This window comes from Pseudomonas sp. 58(2021) (assembly GCF_017491585.1).
GTDB classification, from domain to species: Bacteria; Pseudomonadota; Gammaproteobacteria; order Pseudomonadales; family Pseudomonadaceae; genus Aquipseudomonas; species Aquipseudomonas fluorescens_BT.
The window spans coordinates 1-22026 of record NZ_JAFGYZ010000006.1 but is presented as its reverse complement, the minus strand read 5'-3'; the positions used below and the strand labels follow the sequence as shown (position 1 = coordinate 22026).

Annotated in this window: 13 protein-coding genes, 1 other RNA gene and 1 pseudogene; all 15 read left to right on the top strand. The window is 56.4% G+C overall.

Going from position 1 to position 22026, the window contains the following annotated elements:
• The first annotated feature begins 31 nt into the window (after positions 1-31).
• The 15 genes and pseudogenes from J5M72_RS08415 (at position 32) to J5M72_RS08345 (ending at position 21539) form a co-directional block, all read left to right on the top strand.
• Positions 32-856: a (Fe-S)-binding protein gene (locus J5M72_RS08415; RefSeq protein WP_065259955.1), complete on the top strand. Its 825-nt coding sequence runs from the start codon at positions 32-34 to the stop codon at positions 854-856.
• Positions 853-2307: a LutB/LldF family L-lactate oxidation iron-sulfur protein gene (locus J5M72_RS08410; protein ID WP_207865160.1), complete on the top strand. Its 1455-nt coding sequence runs from the start codon at positions 853-855 to the stop codon at positions 2305-2307. Before J5M72_RS08415 ends, J5M72_RS08410 begins: the two co-directional genes overlap by 4 nt.
• Complete coding sequence (locus tag J5M72_RS08405; RefSeq protein ID WP_207865158.1) at positions 2307-2978, top strand: lactate utilization protein C; 672 nt, start codon at positions 2307-2309, stop codon at positions 2976-2978. The genes J5M72_RS08410 and J5M72_RS08405 overlap by 1 nt, the downstream gene beginning before the upstream one ends.
• Positions 2975-5797 carry an FAD-binding and (Fe-S)-binding domain-containing protein gene (locus J5M72_RS08400; protein ID WP_207865156.1) on the top strand — a complete coding sequence of 941 codons (2823 nt, stop codon included), beginning with the start codon at positions 2975-2977 and terminating at the stop codon, positions 5795-5797. The genes J5M72_RS08405 and J5M72_RS08400 overlap by 4 nt, the downstream gene beginning before the upstream one ends.
• Positions 5798-5927: 130 nt before the next feature.
• Positions 5928-6206 carry a hypothetical protein gene (locus tag J5M72_RS08395; protein ID WP_085711868.1) on the top strand — a complete coding sequence of 93 codons (279 nt, stop codon included), beginning with the start codon at positions 5928-5930 and terminating at the stop codon, positions 6204-6206.
• A 95-nt stretch (positions 6207-6301) separates the two neighbouring features.
• Positions 6302-6691: a transfer-messenger RNA gene (gene ssrA, locus J5M72_RS08390) on the top strand.
• 187 nt (positions 6692-6878) lie between these two features.
• Positions 6879-8135: pseudogene (locus J5M72_RS08385) on the top strand (integrase domain-containing protein).
• A gap of 943 nt (positions 8136-9078) precedes the next feature.
• A complete protein-coding gene (locus tag J5M72_RS08380) occupies positions 9079-10059 on the top strand; it encodes an integrase domain-containing protein (protein ID WP_207865154.1) in 981 nt (326 codons plus the stop codon).
• Positions 10056-10331: a hypothetical protein gene (locus J5M72_RS08375; RefSeq protein WP_081095874.1), complete on the top strand. Its 276-nt coding sequence runs from the start codon at positions 10056-10058 to the stop codon at positions 10329-10331. The genes J5M72_RS08380 and J5M72_RS08375 overlap by 4 nt, the downstream gene beginning before the upstream one ends.
• 289 nt (positions 10332-10620) lie before the next feature.
• Entirely contained in the window at positions 10621-14085 is a 3465-nt protein-coding gene (gene hsdR / locus J5M72_RS08370) for a type I restriction-modification system endonuclease (protein WP_207865152.1), read from the top strand.
• A 98-nt stretch (positions 14086-14183) separates the two neighbouring features.
• Positions 14184-15695: an RNA-binding domain-containing protein gene (locus J5M72_RS08365; protein WP_243433254.1), complete on the top strand. Its 1512-nt coding sequence runs from the start codon at positions 14184-14186 to the stop codon at positions 15693-15695.
• A gap of 66 nt (positions 15696-15761) precedes the next feature.
• Complete coding sequence (locus J5M72_RS08360) at positions 15762-17312, top strand: class I SAM-dependent DNA methyltransferase (RefSeq protein WP_207865150.1); 1551 nt, start codon at positions 15762-15764, stop codon at positions 17310-17312.
• The gene (locus J5M72_RS08355; RefSeq protein WP_207865148.1) at positions 17305-18663 is read left to right on the top strand and encodes a restriction endonuclease subunit S; all 1359 of its coding nucleotides are present in this window, start codon (positions 17305-17307) and stop codon (positions 18661-18663) included. Before J5M72_RS08360 ends, J5M72_RS08355 begins: the two co-directional genes overlap by 8 nt.
• A gap of 108 nt (positions 18664-18771) precedes the next feature.
• A complete protein-coding gene (locus J5M72_RS08350) occupies positions 18772-20451 on the top strand; it encodes an AAA family ATPase (protein WP_207865146.1) in 1680 nt (559 codons plus the stop codon).
• A 62-nt stretch (positions 20452-20513) separates the two neighbouring features.
• The gene (locus tag J5M72_RS08345; RefSeq protein ID WP_207865144.1) at positions 20514-21539 is read left to right on the top strand and encodes a hypothetical protein; all 1026 of its coding nucleotides are present in this window, start codon (positions 20514-20516) and stop codon (positions 21537-21539) included.
• The last annotated feature ends 487 nt before the right edge of the window (positions 21540-22026 follow it).

Here is a 22026-nt window from a genome sequence, read left to right as displayed (position 1 = left end):
GGATAACCGGGCCCACCCGGAGACACGCCTGATGAGCGAGCTTTTTTACAACGCTGTGCCCAACGCCACTCGCGTTGCACCGCCCCTGCCCGAACCCCGGCAATACCCGAGCGAGAAACCGTCGCGGGTCTACCTGTTCGGCACCTGCGTGGTTGACCTGTTTTATCCCGAAGCCGGGATGGACGCGATCCACTTGCTGGAACGCGAAGGCATTCGGGTCGATTACCCGCAAGGGCAGAGCTGCTGCGGACAACCGGCCTACACCTCGGGTTACACCGAGCAGGCGCGGACAGTGGCGCGCTCGCAACTGGCGCTGTTTGCCGGGGATTATCCGGTGGTGGTGCCGTCGGGCTCCTGCGCCGGAATGATTCGCGAGCATTACGCCGACTTGTTCAAGGACGAGCCGCAAACGCTGAAACAGGTTCAGGCCCTCGCGGCCCGCACCTATGAACTGGCCGAGTTCCTGCTGTTCGTCTGCAAGGTGCAGCTCAAGGACAGTGGCGAGCCGGTCAAAGTGGCGCTGCACACTTCGTGTTCGGCGCGACGGGAAATGAACACCCACCTGCACGGCCGCGAGTTGTTGGCGCAGTTGAGCAACGTGGAACGAGTCAATCACGATCACGAAAGCGAATGCTGTGGCTTCGGTGGGACATTCAGCGTCCGTATGCCAGACATTTCCGGCGCGATGGTGGCTGACAAGACCCGGGCGTTGAAGGAATCCGGCGCGCATCAGGTACTCAGTGCCGACTGCGGCTGCCTGATGAACATCAACGGCTCGCTGGAAAAACAGAAGGAAGCGCTGCGCGGGCAACACCTGGCGAGCTTTCTCTGGCAACGAACCGGAGGTGCGCGATGAGCACTTCCACGATTATTCCTACGGTTGCCGTAGAAGAAAATTTCCGTACCCGGGCACACAACGCCCTGGGCGATTCGCAGTTACGGAACAACTTCCGCACTGCGATGGATTCACTGATGACCAAGCGGGCAGCGGCTTTCAGCGATGCCCACGAAAGAGAACACCTGCGCGAACTGGGCAATGCAATCCGTGCCCGCGCGCTCTCCAAATTGCCCGACCTGCTCGAGCAACTGGAACAGAACCTGACCCGCAACGGTGTGACTGTGCACTGGGCGGAAACGGTGGACGAGGCCAATGGCATCGTCCTTTCGATCATCCGCGCTCACGAGGCGCGGCAAGTGATCAAGGGCAAATCGATGGTCAGCGAAGAGATGGAGATGAACCATTTCCTCGAGGCTCGGGACATTGAATGTCTGGAGTCCGACATGGGGGAGTACATCGTCCAGCTCGACCACGAGAAGCCTTCACACATAATCATGCCGGCAATCCACAAGAATGCCGGTCAGGTCGCGTCCTTGTTCCACGACAAACTTGGCGTGGAATACACCAAGGACGTTGACCAACTCATTCAGATCGGTCGCAGGGTCCTGCGGCAGAAATTCTTCGAAGCGGACATCGGCGTCTCCGGTGTCAACTTCGCCGTGGCCGAAACCGGCACCCTGCTGCTGGTGGAAAACGAAGGCAACGGCCGCATGACCACCACCGTGCCGCCGGTGCACATCGCCGTCACCGGCATCGAAAAAGTCGTGGAAAACCTGCGCGACGTGGTGCCGCTGCTGTCGCTGCTGACCCGCTCGGCGCTGGGCATTCCGATCACCACTTACGTCAACATGATCTCCGGCCCGCGCAAGGAACACGAACTCGACGGCCCGCAGGAAGTGCATCTGGTGCTGCTCGACAACGGACGCAGCCAGGCCTTTGCCGACAGCGAACTGCGCCAGACTTTGAACTGCATCCGCTGCGGCGCCTGCATGAATCATTGCCCGGTCTACACCCGCGTCGGCGGCCACACCTACGGCGAGGTTTACCCTGGCCCGATCGGCAAAATCATCACCCCGCACATGGTCGGCCTGGCGAAAGTCCCGGATCACCCGAGCGCCTCGTCGCTGTGCGGCGCCTGTGGTGAAGTGTGCCCGGTGAAGATTCCGATCCCGGCGCTGCTGCGCCGTCTGCGCGAAGAGAACGTCAAGGCTCCGGACTCACCGCACCAAGTGATGCGCGGCCAGGGCAGCAAGTATTCGCGCAAGGAACGCTTTATCTGGAACGCCTGGGCGAAGCTCAACAGCTCGCCGACTTTGTATCGATTGTTTGCGTTTTTCGCCACGCGCCTGCGCGCCCTGACGCCAGACAAAGTCGGCCCGTGGACGCAGAACCACAGCGCGCCGAAACCTGCCGCCCGCTCACTGCATGACATGGCTCGCGAACATCTGGCCAAACAAGGAGACCGTTGATGAGCGCCAAGCAAAACATCCTCGGCAAGTTGCGCAAAAGCCTGACCGGCACCACACCGATTGCCGACAACTTCGATGTCGATCTGGTGACCCAGCCTTACACCTACAGCGCCGAACAGCGCATCCCGCAACTGCGCAAACTGATGGAAGCGGTGCATACCGAAATCCATCTGACGTCCGCTGATGCGTGGCCCGCGCTGCTGGCGCAATTGCTGCGCGACCGCCAGCTCCCGAGCCTGTTGATCGCACCGACGACGCCCCACGGGCAGCGCATCACACAGCACTGGGCGAACAATCCTGATCTACCGGCGCTGAAATCCTACGACCGACCGATGGAAGAGTGGAAAGCCGAGCTGTTCAACGACACCCCGGCCAGCCTGACCGGCACTCTCGGCGCGATTGCCGCCACCGGCAGCCTGATTCTCTGGCCGACCCGGGAAGAACCACGGCTGATGAGCCTGGTACCGCCGGTGCATTTCACCCTGCTCAAGGCCAGCCAGATCCGCGACAACTTCTATCAGGTGCAGCAGGAATTCGAGTGGGCACAGGGCATGCCGACCAATGCATTGCTGGTGTCCGGTCCGTCGAAAACCGCCGACATCGAACAAGTGCTGGCCTACGGCGCCCATGGCCCGAAAGATCTGGTGGTATTGATTCTGGAGGACCAATGACCTTACCGGCGACCTTCCTGCGCGATGCGCAGCAACTGATTCCAGCCGAGCGCCGCTTCGACGACCCGCTGTCGACTTTGGCCTTCGGCACCGACGCCAGTTTCTACCGGTTGATTCCGCAACTGGTGATCCGCGTTGAATCCGAAGAGGAAGTGGTGGCGCTGCTGAAACTGGCCCAGCGCGATCAGGTCCCGGTGACCTTTCGCGCCGCCGGCACCAGCCTGTCGGGCCAGGCGATCAGCGACTCGGTGCTGATCGTGCTTGGGGATAACTGGAACGCCCGGGAGATCCGCGGCCAGGGTGCGCAGATCCGTCTGCAACCGGGCGTGATCGGCGCCCAGGCCAACGCATGGCTCGCGCCATTCGGGCGCAAGATCGGTCCGGATCCGGCCTCGATCAACGCCTGCAAGATTGGTGGCATCGTCGCCAATAACGCCAGCGGCATGTGCTGCGGCACCGCGCAAAACACCTATCACACGCTGGCCGGGATTCGTCTGGTGCTGGCCGACGGCACGCGCCTGGATACCGAAGACGCTGCCAGCGTCGCGGCGTTTCGCGCAAGCCACGGTGAGTTGTTGGAGCGCCTGGCAACATTGGGCCGCGAGACCCGCGCCAATGCTGAACTGGCCGCACGAATCCGCCACAAATACCGTCTGAAAAATACCACCGGCCTATCGCTCAACGCCCTGGTGGATTTCGATGAGCCTGTGGATATCTTGAGTCACCTGTTGGTAGGCTCCGAAGGCACGCTAGGTTTCATCAGTGCGGTGACCTACGACACGGTGATCGACCACCCGAACAAGGCGTCGGCGCTGATCGTTTTCCCCGACGTGGAAACCTGCTGCAACGCCGTCACTGTGCTGAAAAGTCAGCCCGTTTCCGCCGTGGAATTGCTCGACCGCCGCAGTCTGCGCTCGGTGCAGGACAAACCCGGCATGCCGGATTTCGTACAGCACCTGTCGAACAATGCCTGCGCACTGCTGATCGAATCCCGCGCCGCCTCTTCCACGTTGCTGCAGGAACAACTGGCGCAGATCATGGCGTCGCTCAACGGTTTCCCGGTGGAAAAACAGGTCGACTTCACCGAAGACCCGGTCGAAAACGCCCGCCTCTGGGCAATCCGCAAGGACACCTTCCCCGCCGTCGGCGCCGTGCGCAAGACCGGCACCACGGTGATCATCGAAGACGTCACGTTCCCAGTGGAACAACTGGCGATCGGTGTGAACCGCCTGATCGAGCTGTTCGACAAACATCACTACGACGAAGCGATCCTTTTCGGACACGCGCTGGAAGGCAATCTGCACTTCGTCTTCACACAAGGCTTCAACAGCCCGGAAGAAGTCGCACGCTATCAGGCGTTCATGGACGACGTGGCGCAACTGGTGGCCGTGGAGTTCGGCGGTTCGCTTAAGGCCGAACACGGCACCGGGCGCAACATGGCGCCGTTTGTCGAACTGGAATGGGGCAGCGACGCTTATCAATTGATGTGGCAGCTCAAGCGCTTGCTCGATCCCCAAGGCATTCTCAATCCGGACGTGGTGCTCAGCGAAGATCCGCAGATCCACCTCAAGCACCTGAAGCCGCTGCCGGCGGCCGACGAGATTGTGGATAAGTGCATCGAATGCGGTTTCTGTGAGCCGGTTTGCCCATCGAAAGGCCTGACCCTGAGCCCACGCCAGCGCATCGTGATCTGGCGCGATATTCAGGCGCGAAAACGCGCCGGGATCGACACCACCGAACTGGAAAAAGCCTACGAGTACCAAGGCATCGACACCTGCGCCGCGACCGGTTTGTGTGCGCAGCGTTGTCCTGTAGGCATCAATACCGGCGAGCTGGTGAAAAAACTTCGCAGCCGTCACGCCACGCATACGAAAGCTGCCAACTGGATCGAAGGAAATTTCGCCACCACCCTGCAAGGCGCACGATTCACCCTGCACGTGGCCAACGGTGCGCGAATGCTGCTGGGAGCGCCGCGTCTGGCGAAGCTTTCGGCGACGCTGACGCGCTTGTCCAAGGGGCAGGTGCCGCAGTGGACCAACGCAATGCCGCAGCCGGAAAAGGCCATTCGTCTCAGTCCGACAGTCTCGGACGAACGCCCGCGTGTGGTGTATCTGGCGGCTTGCGTATCGCGGGTAATGGGACCGGCGGCGGGCGACAAGGAGCAAATGTCGCTGTACGACAAAACCCGGGGTCTGCTGGAAAAGGCCGGTTATCAGGTGGTCTTCCCGGACAATCTGGACAACCTCTGCTGCGGCCAGCCGTTCGCGTCCAAAGGCTATACAGAACAGGCCGAGCACAAGCGTCAGGAGCTGATCGGCGCCTTGCTGCACGCCAGCCGTGGCGGGCTCGATCCGATCTATTGCGACACCAGTCCCTGCACCTTGCGTCTGGTGCAGGATGTGGGAAATGTTCGCCTTGATCTGTATGACCCTGTGCGTTTCATCCGTACGCATCTGATCGACCGGTTGGAGTTCACTCCGCAGGAAGCACCGATTGCCGTTCATGTGACGTGCAGCACTCAGCATCTGGGGGAAAGCCAGGCGCTGATCGACCTCGCACGCATGTGCAGCAATAACGTGGTGATCCCGGAAGGCATTCATTGCTGTGGGTTTGCCGGGGACAAGGGATTCACTACACCGGAACTCAACGGCCATTCGCTGCGAACCCTCAAGGATGCGGTGCAGCATTGCAGCGAAGGGATCTCCACCAGCCGGACCTGTGAGATCGGTCTGACACAACATGGCGGCATCGACTACCACGGCTTGGTCTATCTGGTGGATCGAGTGACCCGGGCCAAACCCCGTGAAACCGTCACCTGAAGAAAAATAGAACCCCTGCGAACGACCGCAGTCCACAGAACAGGCCCCGAACAGTCGGGGCTTTTCCTCCATTCGGTTGCCCGTCCTGACGGCCAGCGAAGTCGGGATCCCTCAGTTCAAGGAGACTCATATGAAACGTTCTGTACTGTTAGGTCTGTTCGTTACTGCCTCGATGATGGCTTCCACGTCCTTTGCTGCAGACAAGCCTGCCGACCTGTGCGACGCCAATATCCAGACCATCAACAATGCCAAGGGGCAGCTGTCATCGTCGCCGGAGCTGAGTCAGCGTGCTGAAACCAGCGTGCAAAAGGCTCAGGCGCTCAAGGCCCAGGGCAAGATCGATGACTGTGTTGCGGAAACCTCGCAAACCATTCTGGAACTGCGTAAATCCACCGGCACCAACAATTGATCCAGGCCCGGCCAACCTTCGGGTTGGCCTTGCGGGCCGTTTGGCGTACACTGCACATGCTTGTTGCTCGAACAGATGTACCGGGCAATGAGTTCGGGGCCGTTTAGGATTCGACGCCGGTTGCGAAACTCTAGGTGCATGCCGACTTGGTAACAGAAGTCGTAAATCCACTGTTGCAACTACTTATAGTTGCCAATGACGACCAATACGGTGCTGCTCTCGCTGCTTAATTGCAGCTGACATGCACTCCTGGTACCTTCGGGTCCAGCAATCATCAGGGGATGTCTGTAAACCCGAAATGATTGTCATATAGAACAGAATCGCCGTGCAGTACGTTGTGGACGAAGCGGCTAAAACTTACACAACTCGCCCAAAGCACCCTGCCCGTCGGGTCGCTGAGGGTTAACTTAATAGACACGGCTACGCATGTAGTACCGACAGCGGAGTACTGGCGGACGGGGGTTCAAATCCCCCCGGCTCCACCACTTCATCATCTAAAGACGTCCACGGACGTCTTTTTTTGTGCCTGAAATTCATTGAAATCAAGGGCTTCAGCACTTCTGAGGTTTTTTGGCATCCGCCGAGTTCTGACCGTTCAGGTATTCCAAGTGGTATTCCAGCCCCTCCGGGGCTAATCTCTGGAATACCAAAACAGCGCCTGAGGTAGATCTCATGCCTGCTCCAGCCCTCCGCCTCTCCGACCGACAACTCAAGGGAGTCAAACCGGCGTCCAAGGATTACGTCCTCACCGACGGCGACGGTTTGCAGCTCCGCGTACGCAGCAACGGCTCGTTGCTGTGGAATTTCAATTACCGCGAACCGGTGACCAAAAAACGCATCAACATGGGCTTCGGGACCTACCCCGAGCTGTCACTAGCGAATGCACGAAAGAAGGCTGTCGAAGCGCGCGAACTGCTCGCGCAAGGCATCGACCCCAAAGTGCAGCGCAACATGCTAAATGAAGCCAGGCGAGCCGAAACCGAACACACCTTCGAGAACGTCGCTCTCGCCTGGTTCGAGCTCAAGAAAGACTCGGTCACCCCTGCCTACGCCTAAGACATTTGGCGCTCGCTCACGCTGCACGTGCTGCCGAGTATGAGGATCACGCCACTGGTGAAGATCACTGCCCCGATGGTGATCGAGCTGCTTCGCCCGCTCGAAGCCAAAGGCAGCTTGGAAACGGTGAAACGCTTGACCCAGCGGCTCAACGAGATCATGACCTACGGCGTTAACTCCGGGCTGATCTTTGCCAACCCGCTCAGTGGCATTCGTGCAGTTTTCAAAAAGCCCAAGAAAGAAAACATGGCCGCGCTTCCGCCCGAAGAGCTTCCCGAGCTAATGATGGAAATCGCTAACGCCAGTATCAAGCGCATCACCCGCTGCCTGCTCGAATGGCAACTGCACACCATGACCCGCCCCGCCGAAGCGGCCACCACTCGATGGGCCGATATCGACTTCGATAAAGCGTTATGGGTGATCCCCGCCGAGCGCATGAAGAAGCGCCGCCCCCACGCGGTCCCCCTCACCGAGCAGGCGCTCGCACTGCTTGCCACGGTTAGGCCGCACAGCGGCAATCGTGAATATGTGTTTCCCTCTGACCGCAATCCCCGCACCCACGCCAATAGCCAGACCGCGAATATGGCGCTCAAGAGGATGGGCTTCCAAGACCGCCTGGTCAGCCACGGTCTGCGCTCGATGGCCAGCACCATTCTTAACGAGCATGGCTGGGACCCCGAGTTGATTGAGGTCGCGCTGGCGCATGTGGATAAGGATGAAGTGCGCAGTGCGTACAACCGTGCGGATTATATCGAGCGCCGACGGCCGATGATGGCGTGGTGGAGTGAATACATTCAGAAAGCTGCGACGGGCAACCTTTCGGCAACCGCGATCAACGTGACGCGTGATCGCATCGTGGTGCCGATCCGGTAGCGCTGCGGCATCGGTGGTAGAAAGCGCGCCGTCAGACTCACTGGCGGCAGTGGCCAACTCACTTTGCTCTAAGCCTCTCCCGCCCAGCCCCTGGGTATGGGGAGGCTTCGCATCCCCATACCCAGGGGCTAACACTATAAAAGCGACGAGCGGCCGCGCCGCTACTGAATGCCACCGATTTCCACTCCACGCCAACGCTTTCAATTGGCGCAATTCCAGGCGCGTTTCGCCATTGACCCATACCCCCAGCGCCATTAAAACGAAGCTTCCAAACGCTGCCGTTGGCAGCACCCCAGATGGCCAGAGCCTTCAAGGTCATGCCGCTAACGCGGTGGCTCAACCTAAGTACGATTCGCGTCCGGCAGCTCGTACGGTCACTACCCACGTGATGGATGCCTACTTCACTTCGTTGCCCATGCGGCAACCACCCTACCCTCTTGCTGCCTTGTAGCAACCCATTCGCATGGCCATTTCATGTGCGCCATCCCTTTGCCCGTCTCTTTCTAAGGAAAGAGACGGGCGCACATACCACCGCTGCCGGCAAGGTAATACGTCGCTTTGCCGCAATCCTCCTCGTGACAATCGGCGTGACAAACGCCGAAGCCACCTACAACAGCGATGTAGATGATGGTGCCGCAGACCTTAACTGGACTGCACCTGGCTGACAGCCAGGCACGCCCCTGTCATCGCATCGTTGCCTTCACCCGACTCAGGATCTCGCGGCGCTGGTTTCGTCAGCCAACGCAGCCTCCACCCGCCCACCGGTTTCGGTGCTCAGGGGGCCAGATCATGAGATGCCCAAGCTCTTGGCCGTAAGGAGCCGCCAGTCCCGCGTAAGTGGACATCCCCACAGGCCGCAGGGGCCTTGATCCCTGATAACACTCAGCATTTTTGGCGGGATGACGTGGGGCGAAGACCTGGTGAATTAGGCGAGGTAACCGAAATGGTATTAGTAGGCAGGCGAGAAGGCCGCAATTTTGGCTACGGCAGGCAATTGAGCTACGCAGGGCCGCAGGCGCTGAAAGACATGTTCGGCGGAGGCCACTACGGCACGGTCAAGGCGCACTCTGATCGGTGGTTGGCATTCGTGAAGTGGTGTCGGTCTGAAGCGGGGCCCGGGGTCAATGATGCGCGGCAGATTGATCGCGAGGTGTTGTCGGACTATGCCGCATACCTTCGCGGCCTGGTTGAGCACGACGACCTAGCAATCAGCACTGCACAAAACCGGCTATCCAGCGTTAACCGAACCATGGCAGCCCTTCGCGGTGATCAATATGTAAAATTGCCAAGTCCGAGCAAGGCCTTGGGTATGCAGCGCACCGGTGTACGTAAATCGGCGCCGCAAGGCCAAGACCGCGAACAGGTACAGCAGATCGTCGAGACGCTTTGTAGCCGTGATCAGATGCGAGCAGCAGCGATAGTTCAGTTGACGCGAGCCACGGGGATGCGTTTGCGCGAGGCCATCCTGGCTGACCTGCCACGGCTGAGCCGTGAAGCCGCGCTCTACGGCAAAATCAATATTCAGGATGGCACCAAAGGCGGCCGCGCCGGTGCATCTGCCCCCCGCTGGATTAAGGTGGATGACCATATTCGTGGCGCACTTAGATTTGCATTGCAAGTATCCCCCACGGATAGCCGCAACCTGATTGCTCCAAACGAGAGCTATCTGAACATTCTGCAGGAAATAGCACGGCCAGCGAGAGAGGTCCTGAAAGCACACGACCTCAAAGGCTTTCACGAACTTCGGGCGGCGTTTGCATGTGAGCGCTATGAACAGATCACACATCACCGTGCGCCTGTAAATGGTGGTCAGTGCTACACCATAGACCGGCGCCTAGATCTGGAGGCTCGCATGCAGATCAGCGATGAGCTGGGGCATGGACGGATTGAAGTGGTCGCTGCCTACATAGGGTGGAGGGTATGACTAAGGCGTTTGATATGGAGTTGTTCTTGAGTGCCGTGCTGACAGGATCGCATGCGACGCGGCACCGGCATTTGCGGCAGGCGAGAATCATCCAATCTGAAATCGCAAAACGCTGGCAGCGATCAACTCCTTGGGCCTGGCAGCGAAAGCATTTGGTTTGGTTTCTTGAACACTTCCTCACCGGCCGCAGTGAGGCAACACAGTATTACTATTTGCTTACTGTCCAACTGCTCGCACGACGCCTGGAAAGGCCATGGGTTTTTAAGCGTTGAGTGGAGCTCCCGTTCCTAACCATCGGTAATCGCCACCGCCTCGGAAAATCATGGCGTCGACGCGCCTATAAGCAACCTCCTCAGTGCTGAGGAAATCATGACTTTTAAAGGTCAGCCCGACTATGCGCAAGTCGCGCCGCATACAAGCGTAACATCTCGCCCTCGGCCAGAAGCTGGTCACGCTGGACCGACGGCATATGGTTATACACGCACCACGCTTCGTCTGGCATTATGCCTTTATAGCGCCACCACTCTCAGGATGGCTGGTGACGAACTCAAGGGATGGAACATGGCAGAGAACAGCAACTTCGCCTTTTTCAAAGAACACGATCCGGTTTTTTTCCAACTTGCCAATGCGGCCGAGCGAGTATTTTCCAGTGATCCCAACACGACGCTGATCAAACTGCGCCAGTTGGGCGAAGCGCTCGCCCAGGATCTGGCGGTAAGAGCAGGCATTGAGTTCGACGCCACCACTTCCCAAGCTGATCTGCTGTTCCGCCTGAGTCGTGAAATCCAGCTCGACGGTAACATCCGTAACCTATTCCATACGCTGCGCGTCGAAGGCAATAAGGCTACCCATGAATTCCGCACCCAGCATCGTGAGGCACTGGACGGGCTGAGGGTCGCCCGCGCCTTGGCGATCTGGTATCACCAGTCATTTGGCACGGGCGGCAACACCTTCAAGCCTGGGCCTTTCATGGTTCCGGCCGATCCGAGTGAGCCTCTACGTGAGCTGCAGGGGCAGATCGAAAAACTTCGCGCAGAGCTGGGCGACAGTCGCCAGCAATTGGAGAACAACCACCAATTAGCCGAGCTACTGGCGCAAGAAAAGCATGAACAAGCCAGTCTTGTTGGGCAGATGAACGAAGAAGCCCGCGTCTACGAGCAGATTGCCCTTGAACGCGAGGCAGAACTATCGAAGGCCCGAGTCGATTTCGAGGCGCGGCTGAAAGTGCTGCAACAACAGCTTGAAGATCATCCGCAAGCTGCCCAGCAGGTCACGCGTAAAACTCAGCAGGCAAGCAGCCAGTTCGACCTCAATGAAGACCTCACCCGTATTCTCATCGATCAACAGTTAAACGATGCCGGCTGGGAAGCCGATTCGCTCGATCTTACCTACAGCAAGGGCGCTCGGCCCGAAAAGGGCAAGAACAAGGCCATCGCCGAATGGCCAACCAGCAAGCCGAAAGAAAACGCTGATTACGTGCTGTTCGCCAGCCTAATCCCAGTCGCCATCGTCGAAGCCAAGCGCAAGCGTGTCAACATAGCGGACCGCATTCCCCAAGCCGAGCGCTATTCACGCCAACTGATCGTTACCGACAATCTGCAACCGGCCGGGCAGAACACGGGCTGGGCGGATGGCCAGGGCGGCCACTTCAAAGTCCCGTTTGCCTTTGCCTGCAATGGCCGGCCCTTCATTAAGCAGCTCGCTGAGCTGTCTGGCATCTGGTTTCGTGACTTGCGCAGCCCGGCCAACCTGCGCCGGCCGCTGCAGGACTTCCACACGCCGGGCGGCCTACTCGACCTGCTCAAACGCAGCCGTGAGGACGCCGAGGCGAAACTACAGCAGGAAGGCTTCGCCTATCTCAAGCTGCGTGACTATCAGGAAAACGCCATCCGCGCCGTCGAACAGGCCCTAGCCGCCAATCGCCGCAACTGTCTGCTGGCCATGGCGACCGGAACCGGCAAAACGCGCACTATCATTGGCTTGATGTACCGTCTGCTGAAGGCCGAGCGCTTTCGCCGTATTCTTTTCTTGGTCGATCGCAGCGCCTTGGGGGAACAGGCCATCGAAGCCTTCAATGAGGCGACGCTGGAACAGAACCACACGCTGGCGCAGATCTACGACGTCAAAGAACTAGGTGACATGGCTGCCGAAGCTGAAACACGGGTTCAGGTCGCCACTGTGCAGGCCATGGTCAAGCGTATCTTCCAGTCGGACACTCCGCCGCCCATCGATGCCTTCGACTGCATCATCGTCGACGAAGCCCACCGCGGTTACACCCTCGATCAGGAAATGACTGAAGGCGAGCTGGCAGTGCGCGACTTCAACCAGTATCTATCGCAGTATCGTCGCGTGCTCGACTATTTCGACGCCTGCCGCGTCGGGCTCACCGCTACCCCAGCCAAGCACACCAGCGAGGTCTTCGGGGCTCCGATATACACCTACAGCTACCGTGAGGCCGTGGCTGACGACTGGCTGATTGATCACGAACCTCCAATCCGCTACCAAACCCTGCTGAGCCAGAATGGCATCCACTTTGCCAAGGGCGAGAGTGTCAGCGTCATCGATACGAGCACCGGCGAGGTGGATGTCGCCGAGCTCGAGGACGAACTCGACTTCGAAATCGAGTCCTTCAATCGCCGCGTGATTACGCCCGGTTTCGACAAGGTCATCTGCGAGCAACTGGCACAAGAGCTCGACCCGTCGGGCGACGAAAAAACGATGATCTTTTGCGTTAACCAAGCCCATGCCGAGCGAGTCAAAAACCTTCTCGACGAAGCCTTCAAGGACGTTCACGGCGAGGATTACAACCAGGCAGCTGTACAGATCATCACCGGGCAAAGTGACAAGGTCAAACAACTGATCCGCCAGTACAAGAACGAGCGCTACCCGAGCATTGCCATCACGGTCGACCTGTTGACCACCGGTATCGACGTACCACGCATTTGCCACTTGGTGTTCATGCGTCGGGTGCGTTCGCGCATTCTCTACGAACAGATGAAGGGCCGCGCGACTCGCCGCTGCGATGAAATCGGCAAGACGGTATTCAGAATCTACGATCCGGTTGATCTGTACGCTGCCCTCGAGCCAGTAGATACAATGAAGCCGCTAGTGAAAGACCCAAGCATCAGCCTCGAACAGCTGGTCAGCGAGCTAAGCAACCCAGCCAGCCTCGATGCTCCTGGTAACCAGCCAGACACTAGTCATGCCCACGACGTCCTGGACCAGCTCAGCCAGCGGATCATGCGTATTCTGCGCAAGGCCAGCCATAAGGCCGAGCAAAAGCCAACCCTAAAGGCCAAGCTCGCCGAACTGGAGAACACCTGGGGCGTAGCCCCGGACAAACTGCATCAGCACCTGCACCAGCTCGGCCCACAGCAAGCTGCCCAGTTCATCCAACAGCATGCCCAACTTCTCGATCAGCTCGCCACGGTTAATGCCCTGCTGGGATCGCTGAACTACCCGGTGATCTCCACTCACACGGACGAACTGATGGTCCGTGAGCAGAATTACGGCGATTACCAAAAGCCCGGGGACTATCTGGAGAGCTTCAACGACTTCATTAAGAATCAGTTGAACCAGTCAGTGGCACTCGGCGTAGTGGTCAACCGCCCGCAAGACCTGACCCGTGAACAATTGCGCGAAGTGCGCCTGCTGCTCGACGGGCATGGCTATAGCGAGGTGAACCTGCAAAGCGCCTGGCGCAACCAAACCAACCAGGAAATCGCTGCCAGTATCGTCGGCTTCATCCGCCGCGCCGCCCTCGGAGAGGCTTTGCTGCCATTTGAGCAGCGCGTAACCAAGGCGATGGAGACGATTTATACCCTGCAGCCTTGGACTCAAATTCAGCGTAAGTGGCTTGATCGCCTGGCCAAGCAACTGGTGCACGAGGTCGTTATTGACAAGAAGCAGATTGGTGAGGCGTTCAAGAGCGATGGCGGCAGCACGCGGCTGGACAAGATGCTCGGCGGCAATTTGGGCGTGGTACTGGACGCCCTGAATGACAACCTGTGGGCACAGACGGGATGAGGCCGATCCTGAACGCTGGGTTGGCCACCGTACTCGTTCATGAGGGATAATGCCCTCCTATTGCACGAGTTATCGACTGCAACACCTAGAGACGCTTAATGACCCTTGCCGAGCTTCATCAAATCCTTGACCGTGGTGAGGACAGCCGCCATCAGTTCAAGCGCGATTTCAGCAATATCGATGCCTTGGCGGCCGAGTTGGTAGCGTTCGCCAATACGTCCGGTGGCTACTTGCTGATTGGCGTAGACGACTCCGGCACGGTGAGCGGGTTGAGTAGCGCCGACATTTCGCGACTCAATCAACTGCTCTCCAACGCGGCCTCACAGAATGTCCGCCCGGCGATCAATCCATTGTCCAGCAACCTTCAGACCGAACACGGGCTGGTCATGGTGGTGACAGTCGAACAAGGGCTGAATAAACCCTATGTCGACAACCAGGGTCGCATCTGGGTAAAGAACGGCGCCGACAAACGTCGGGTCACGGCCCGTGAAGAACTGCAGCGTTTGTTCCAGCAGGCCGGGCTGGTGTGTGCCGATGCAGTACCGGTCGCGGGCAGCAGCGTAGCGGATATCGATGCCAAGGCGCTCGGCGAGTACTTTCAAAGACGCTTTCGGCAAAGCCCCGAACAGACAGGTTTGGAAACCACCCGCATCCTGGAAAATCTTGGCCTCGCCAGTGGCGACACACCCAATTTGGCCGGTTTGCTGCTCTTCGGCCAAGCGCCACAACGCCTGTGCCCGGCGTTCGATATCAAGGCCGTTGCGTTTCCGGGCACGGTTCTGCATGACCGCCACTATCTAGACAGCGAAGATATCGACGGCAATCTGCAGGAACAGTACCGACGCAGCCTTGCCTTCATAAAGCGCAACCTACACCACGTGCAGCGCCAGCAGGGCTTCAATACCCTCGGCCAGCTGGAAGTGCCGGAGGAGGTGTTTGAAGAACTGCTGGTCAATGCCCTGATCCACCGCGACTACTTTGTCAGCGCCTCCATCCGGATCATGATCTTCGCCGATCGCATCGAACTGATCAGCCCCGGGCACCTGCCTGACGTGCTCGATACCGAGAAAATTCGATTCGGCCTGTCCAACCGTCGCAACCCGACGCTCACCTCCCATGCTGTGCACATTCTTCCCTATCGCGGTTTGGGCACCGGCATCCCGCGCGCTATCGATGCTTGGCCAATGATCCGGCTGGAGGACGACCGGCAGAGTAATCAGTTCAAGGTGGTGATTCAGCGCGCCGTTGAAAAAGGGCCTCTTTCGGGCCCAAGTGGGGACCAAGTAGGGACTAAGTCGGGACCAAGTAGGGACCAAGTAGGGACTGAGTCCGCTGTCGAAGAAGAACAAGCCGAAACTCGCCTGTCTCTGCAGCAAGAGCAGATAACGATGCTGTGCAAAATGACAGGCGATCACACTGCGCCAGAGCTAATGACCTTCGTTGGGCGCAGAAACCGCAGCAAGTTCCGCGAGCAGGTTTTGACCCCACTACTGACAATTGGCATGGTCGAGATGACCATTCCAGACAAGCCCAACAGCAGCAAGCAACGCTATCGCCTGACTGCGGCCGGCCGAGCGCTAAAGGCCGAACAACGCTCCTCAGACGACTGAGCCCAGACAACCACTTCTTTGCGCCAGCGCAATCTGGCGCTTTACACTCTTCGCCACAGGTACCCCATGACCAACTCCGATATCGTCCAGAAACTCTGGAACCTCTGCGACGTCCTGCGCGACGATGGCATCAACTACAGCGACTACGTCACCGAGCTCGTGCTTCTGCTGTTCATCAAGATGGAATACGAACAGGTGCAGAACAACGACAGCTTCGGCCACAAGCTGCCCGAAGGCGCGCGCTGGCCAGACCTGGCTGGCAAGTCCGGCGTTAACCTGCTCGATCACTACCGGCAGATGCTGCTGGACCTTGGCAAAAACCCTGACCCGCTGATCGCCGCGATCTACGCCGACGCTCAGACTCGCCTCAAGGAACCGCGCCACCTAGAGCAGTTGATCAAGAGCCTCGACGGCATCGACTGGTTCAGCGCCCGCAAAGACGGCCTCGGCGATCTTTATGAAGGCCTGCTGGAAAAGAACGCCAGCGAGACCAAGTCCGGCGCCGGCCAGTACTTCACCCCGCGCCCGCTGATCGACAGCATCATCCGCTGCATCAAGCCGCAACCGGGCGAGACCATACAAGACCCGGCCGCCGGTACTGCGGGCTTTTTGATCGCTGCTGACGCCTATATCAAAAGTCAAACCGACGATTACTACGACCTCGACGCCAAAGCCCAGGCATTCCAGCGCAATCGTGCCTTTGTCGGCGTAGAACTAGTGCCGGGCACTCGCCGTCTGGCGCTAATGAACACACTGCTGCATGGCATGGAAGGCGACGAAGAAGGCGTGGTGCACTTGGGCAACGCCCTAGGTCAGACCGGGGCCAACTTACCCAAGGTCGACGTCATCCTCTCCAACCCACCATTCGGCACGGCCAAGGGTGGCGGTGGCCCGACTCGTGATGACCTCACGTACCGCACCAGTAACAAGCAGTTGGCCTTTCTCCAGCACATCTACCGTGGCCTCAAGCCAGGCGGCCGCGCCGCCGTGGTGCTGCCGGATAACGTGCTGTTCGAGGCCGGCGTTGGCACAGACGTGCGTCGCGACCTGATGGACAAGTGCAACCTGCACACCATCCTGCGCCTGCCTACTGGCATCTTCTACGCACAGGGTGTGAAGACCAACATACTGTTTTTTCAGAAGGGCACCGTGGAAAACCCGCGCCAGGAGGAAGGCTGCACCAAGCGCGTGTGGATCTACGACCTGCGCAGCAACATGCCCAGCTTCGGCAAGCGCACGCCCTTCGGCCCCACGCACCTCAAACCGTTCGAGGACGCCTATGGCGACACCCCCGACGGCGAAAGCCCACGCGCCGAGAACGTCGAAGGTATCGGTGAAAACAGCCGCTTCCGCAGCTTTACCCGGGATTACATCCGCAACGAGCGGAGTGACTCGCTGGACATCAGTTGGCTAAAAGACAACAGCAGCCTGGATGCCGCCGACCTGCCCGCTCCGGAAGTACTGGCGGGTGAGGCGATGGCTGAATTGACCGAGGCACTACGTGAGCTGGAAGAGCTGATGAAGGCGCTGGGGGCGGGGGATGAAGTGGTGGCGCAGAAGCAGTTGATGGCTGAGGTGATGGGGTTGGTGGTAGCTCAGGAGAGTGGCGATGAGTAAGTTGCCTAGCACCTGGATTGATGTGGAGATCGGTGAAATTGCTGAAGTCATAGGTGGAGGTACGCCAAAGGCGAATGACGTCGAAAATTTCACTGCTCCCGGCGAAGGTATCGCTTGGCTTACACCGGCCGATCTCAGTGGTTACAAGCGAAAAGAAATTGCCTTCGGCGCACGAGACCTGACTTTACAGGGATATAAGTCTTGCTCTGCCAAACTGATGCCAAAAGGCAGTCTGCTGTTCAGCAGCCGCGCGCCTATTGGCTATGTGGCAGTGGCTGCGAATGAAATCGCGACCAATCAGGGCTTCAAAAGCTTCGTTTTGTCTCATGATATTGATCCGAGCTACGCTTTTTATTACCTGAAAAGTATTCGACAACTGGCAGATAGCCTTGGAACAGGAACAACCTTTAAAGAAATTTCTGGCGCAACGGCTAAGACCTTACCGTTCCGGTTAGCACCAACCGTTGAACAAACCCGCATCGCCGCCAAGCTCGACGAACTGCTGGCTAAAGTCGATACCCTGAAAGCCCGTATCGACGGCATCCCCGCACTGCTCAAACGCTTCCGCCACTCCGTCTTCGCGGTAGCAGTTTCCGGGCACTTAACGGAGAAGTGGCGGTTGTCCCTTAATACGTCAAAGCCTCTGGCAAGCTGGAAAAATTGCAAAATCGGAGACATATCATCATTAGTGACTAGTGGTTCGCGAGGTTGGGCAGATTACTACTCAGATAGCGGTGCCATTTTTATCCGCTCTCAGGACATCAATACTGATGAGCTTGAAATATCAGATACAGCTTTTGTGAAACTGCCTGACTCTAGCGAAGGAAAGCGTACTAGAGTTCAATATCAAGATATTTTGCTTACGATCACCGGTGCCAATGTTGGGAAAGTCGCTAGAGTGAAACAGCAAATTCCTGAAGCCTACGTCAGCCAACACGTAGCCTTGGTAAGACTTTACAAACCTGAATATGCGCCTTTTATAGAGCTTTTTCTTAAAGACATCGGCTCTGGCCGTGGCATCTTGCTAGATCTTGCGTACGGCGGGGGAAAACCAGGCCTAAACCTCTCAAACATTCGAGATTTGCTACTTCCTCTACCGCCCATAGACGAACAAATTGAGATTATCCGTCGTGTCGAACAGCTCTTTGCCTTTGCCGACCAACTAGAGGCCAAGGTCACTAAAGCTCAGAGCCGTATAGACCTGCTGACCCAGAGCATCCTAGCCAAGGCGTTTAGAGGAAAATTGGTACCCCAAGACCTAAACGATGAACCAGCCAGCGTCCTCTTGGAACGTATCAAAGCAAAACGAGCCGTCCCGCCCAAGGTGAAACGCAGAAGCAAAAGCTCCTAATATTTCAGAAGCATCGACTGCATTCATCCTGTCAGGAGCCTGTGCTCGTCTGCACCAAGGGCTCCAGACGTACAAACCAAGGCATGCCAAAAAACTAGGTATTCAAGAATGAAACTGCTGCAGTTTGAGCTAATTGGTCAGTACAAGAGCCTGGCTAATCAACGATTTGATTTTTCTGAGGCACCAGGAAAAGTGATCGCACTTATTGGCTTGAATGGGTCTGGCAAGTCGCAGCTGATGGAGCTTATCGCAGAATCCTTTGCATACCTGGAGCGACGGAAGCGAGCAGACTTTCGCGCTCGTAAGACCTTAAATTATCGCTTTAATCTGGCCTTTGAATGGTCAGGTGAGGACAATAATAGAGAGCCACTAAAACGATATATAGTACAAGTCCAGCCAGACCAATCAATCCTAATTATCACTAGCACTCAGATATCCGGCCCCAGTATGGAAAATGGTGCTGCACAATGGATATCTGACACTACCTCCACATTGGAAAATCTTCCATTACCTCGTTTGATAGGTTACGCCTCTGGGTTAAACGAGAACCTGCAACGCTCATTCATGCGCAATGCCTTAGAGTACTTTGATGTAATACGGGTGAGATCACGACGTCGTATCGAGCTGGCACAGCCTAATGTAGACGCAGATAATTTTGAACAAATCAATGACAAGTACCGACGACGATTCCCTGGTATTTTTGGTGCAGCTACAAGCGTAACAGATAATCCCCTGCATACACTAGAAGCAGACACCTCGTTACCGAATTCACTATTTTTAGATTATGACTGCACAAATTTAGTTATTGCAGCCCTTGGACTATTAAGCGACGCCGAGCGCAACGAACTGTGGCCAGAGATCCGCTTAAGACATCCGAGCAAAGTAGTCCTACATTATAATTTGCAGTACGTCCCCGTTGAACAAGACAGCATCGAAGACCTAAAACAACTAATAAGAGCTGTCGGCGAAGAAAACATAAAAGGCTTAACCAACCGAACCACGGATGATCAGTACGAACTTTATGAACTCAATTACCTACGAGCTGAAATCACAATTGATTTCACTGACCGAACTATCACCGAACGACTACGAGATACCTATATAGACCCCGTCCGCTTATTCTGGAAACTATACAAAATACAACTATTAGGCGTTAAGCGATGGTCCTTCGACATCCGTAAAGCCCTGCGAAACGACTCCGTAAATGTACATATAAAAAAGCCACTTAAAGGAAAACTACCGCTTACTGTAATAGAGCTGCAACTATCTGACGGGGACAACTTCGCACCAATTGACGATTTGAGTGATGGAGAGGCTCAACTGCTCCATACAATCGGAGCGGTAAGACTCTTTGGAGAGGTTGAGTCATTATTTATATTCGACGAACCCGAGACACATCTGAATCCCAGCTGGCGTACTCGCTACCACATTGACTTTGAGCAAGCCGGACGCAACTTAATAACCTCTCAGGCGCTGATCTCGACACACTCGCCATTTTTGATCTCCTCCCTACATCGCGAGTCTGTCTTTCACTTTGAAAGAATTGATGGCCAATCAATTATGGCATCACCACCCAGTGAAACTTTTGGTGCTTCGTTTGAGGTATTAATCAAAAAATTCTTCGGCCTTAGGTCCGTTATCTCACAAACGGCAGTTGATGAAATCAATCGACACTTGCACGACCAAAGCACAGATAATAATCATAAGCTGAAATGGATGGAGTCCCACCTTGGTGAGTCAATGGAGCGTGCTTACATACTGCAGCGGCTTCGGAGCTTAGAAAACTGATGCTACTTCCAATAAGAGCTGGCCTTCCACCCAGCGCGGTTTTCAGTGGGCTAAATTTATTAATGCAAGAACTACTAGTCGCCAGTTGCGCCGGGCGGGCTATCGACGATATCAATTTTCCCCACGGGCTATGGGACGCCGTGCAAGCTAATAAACCAACTTTAGCACTCTTGCAATCCGTAGAAGTTTCCATCGCAGCTACAAACCCAGATGCAAGATATGAACTGTATTTAGCATTTCGCGGTACTGAGAACACTCTACTACTTCTTGGTAATTCAAAATCTATAATACCTGAGCTTCCTGAAGCAGTATTAGCCGATTTGAAAAATCTGGCCGCGCATCTATTCGAAAACACGTCGAAGCTTGTCGCTGTCACACGCGCCTGCGGAGAGACCGTCATGGATCACTACAATCGATATAGCGCTGATCTCCCTCCTGGTAATGGTAACGTCTGTGGCATTTGCGCGACGGAACTACTAGCGCAACGACAACATCACATCGCAGCAGAAGAGCAATGGCGTGCACCTTACGACCATCTGTTAGCTAAAGATAAGTACCCACAGTTCGGAGTAGACCCGAGCAACTTGCTACCTACTTGTCACACCTGCAACTCCAAAGCTAAACTTGCAAAGGATCTTATAAGAGACACAGCAGGAGTACGACGCACATGCTTTAACCCATGGACCGAAAATGCCCACGGACAAGTAGCATTACAGGTAGAATTTCTTGACATTTCGCCACTGGCCACTTGGACCGCGACCCCCATAGACCCTATAAACCAACAAAAGCTGATAACCTGGAATGAAGTTTATAAGATAAAAGAACGTATTGAAGGAGAGTTTCTTTCACTGCGCGAAAAACTCGCAGAAGATTTGGACTTTGAAGACCTGTCAGCCTTTAAATCTTCCATCGAACATAGGGCAAAAATAAATATGCGCTATGCCCGACTGACTCCCTTCAATTATTGGCGCAGCTTACTCTATAACTCTTTGCTTCAAATGCCCGATCAGTACCTAGAGCGCCTACGGACGCTTTGCCTTGACGGGCTAAATGCAGATGGCGACGCCACAGCGACATATGGGATTTGAAGGGCCGCAGTTCCCGCACCCCCAAGACTGCGGTAAGGAAAATGACAGATCCCGGCATTTGCAGATGACTCTTTGTCTTAAACTGCAGCCAATCAGGAGGTGAATCGCCCCTTGATTAATAGACAGCATTGAGCGGCGGCTATTGAACCGTTTTCATGTCGCCACCGGCAGCTATGGGCAGGTCCGGCTCACTGCCAATTATGCTTACGACGCGTGCTGGTAAGATCGATGTAAACTGATGGTCACGTGGAATGCAGTATTCCAATTGGCATTCCAACTTATAATTAAAAGTAATAATTCCATTAAAAATCAATTATTTACTGACCGGATCCAAATTACCCCGGCCCACCAACTCTCAACGACAAGGCCCGCCAAGTGCGGGCCTTGTCGCATCTGGGGATTCATATCCGGAGAGCGAGCTTCAACTTTCTCCGCTTGCATCCTAGGAAATTTCCCTCAACCCGCGTCGACTTCCATGAACTAGTCC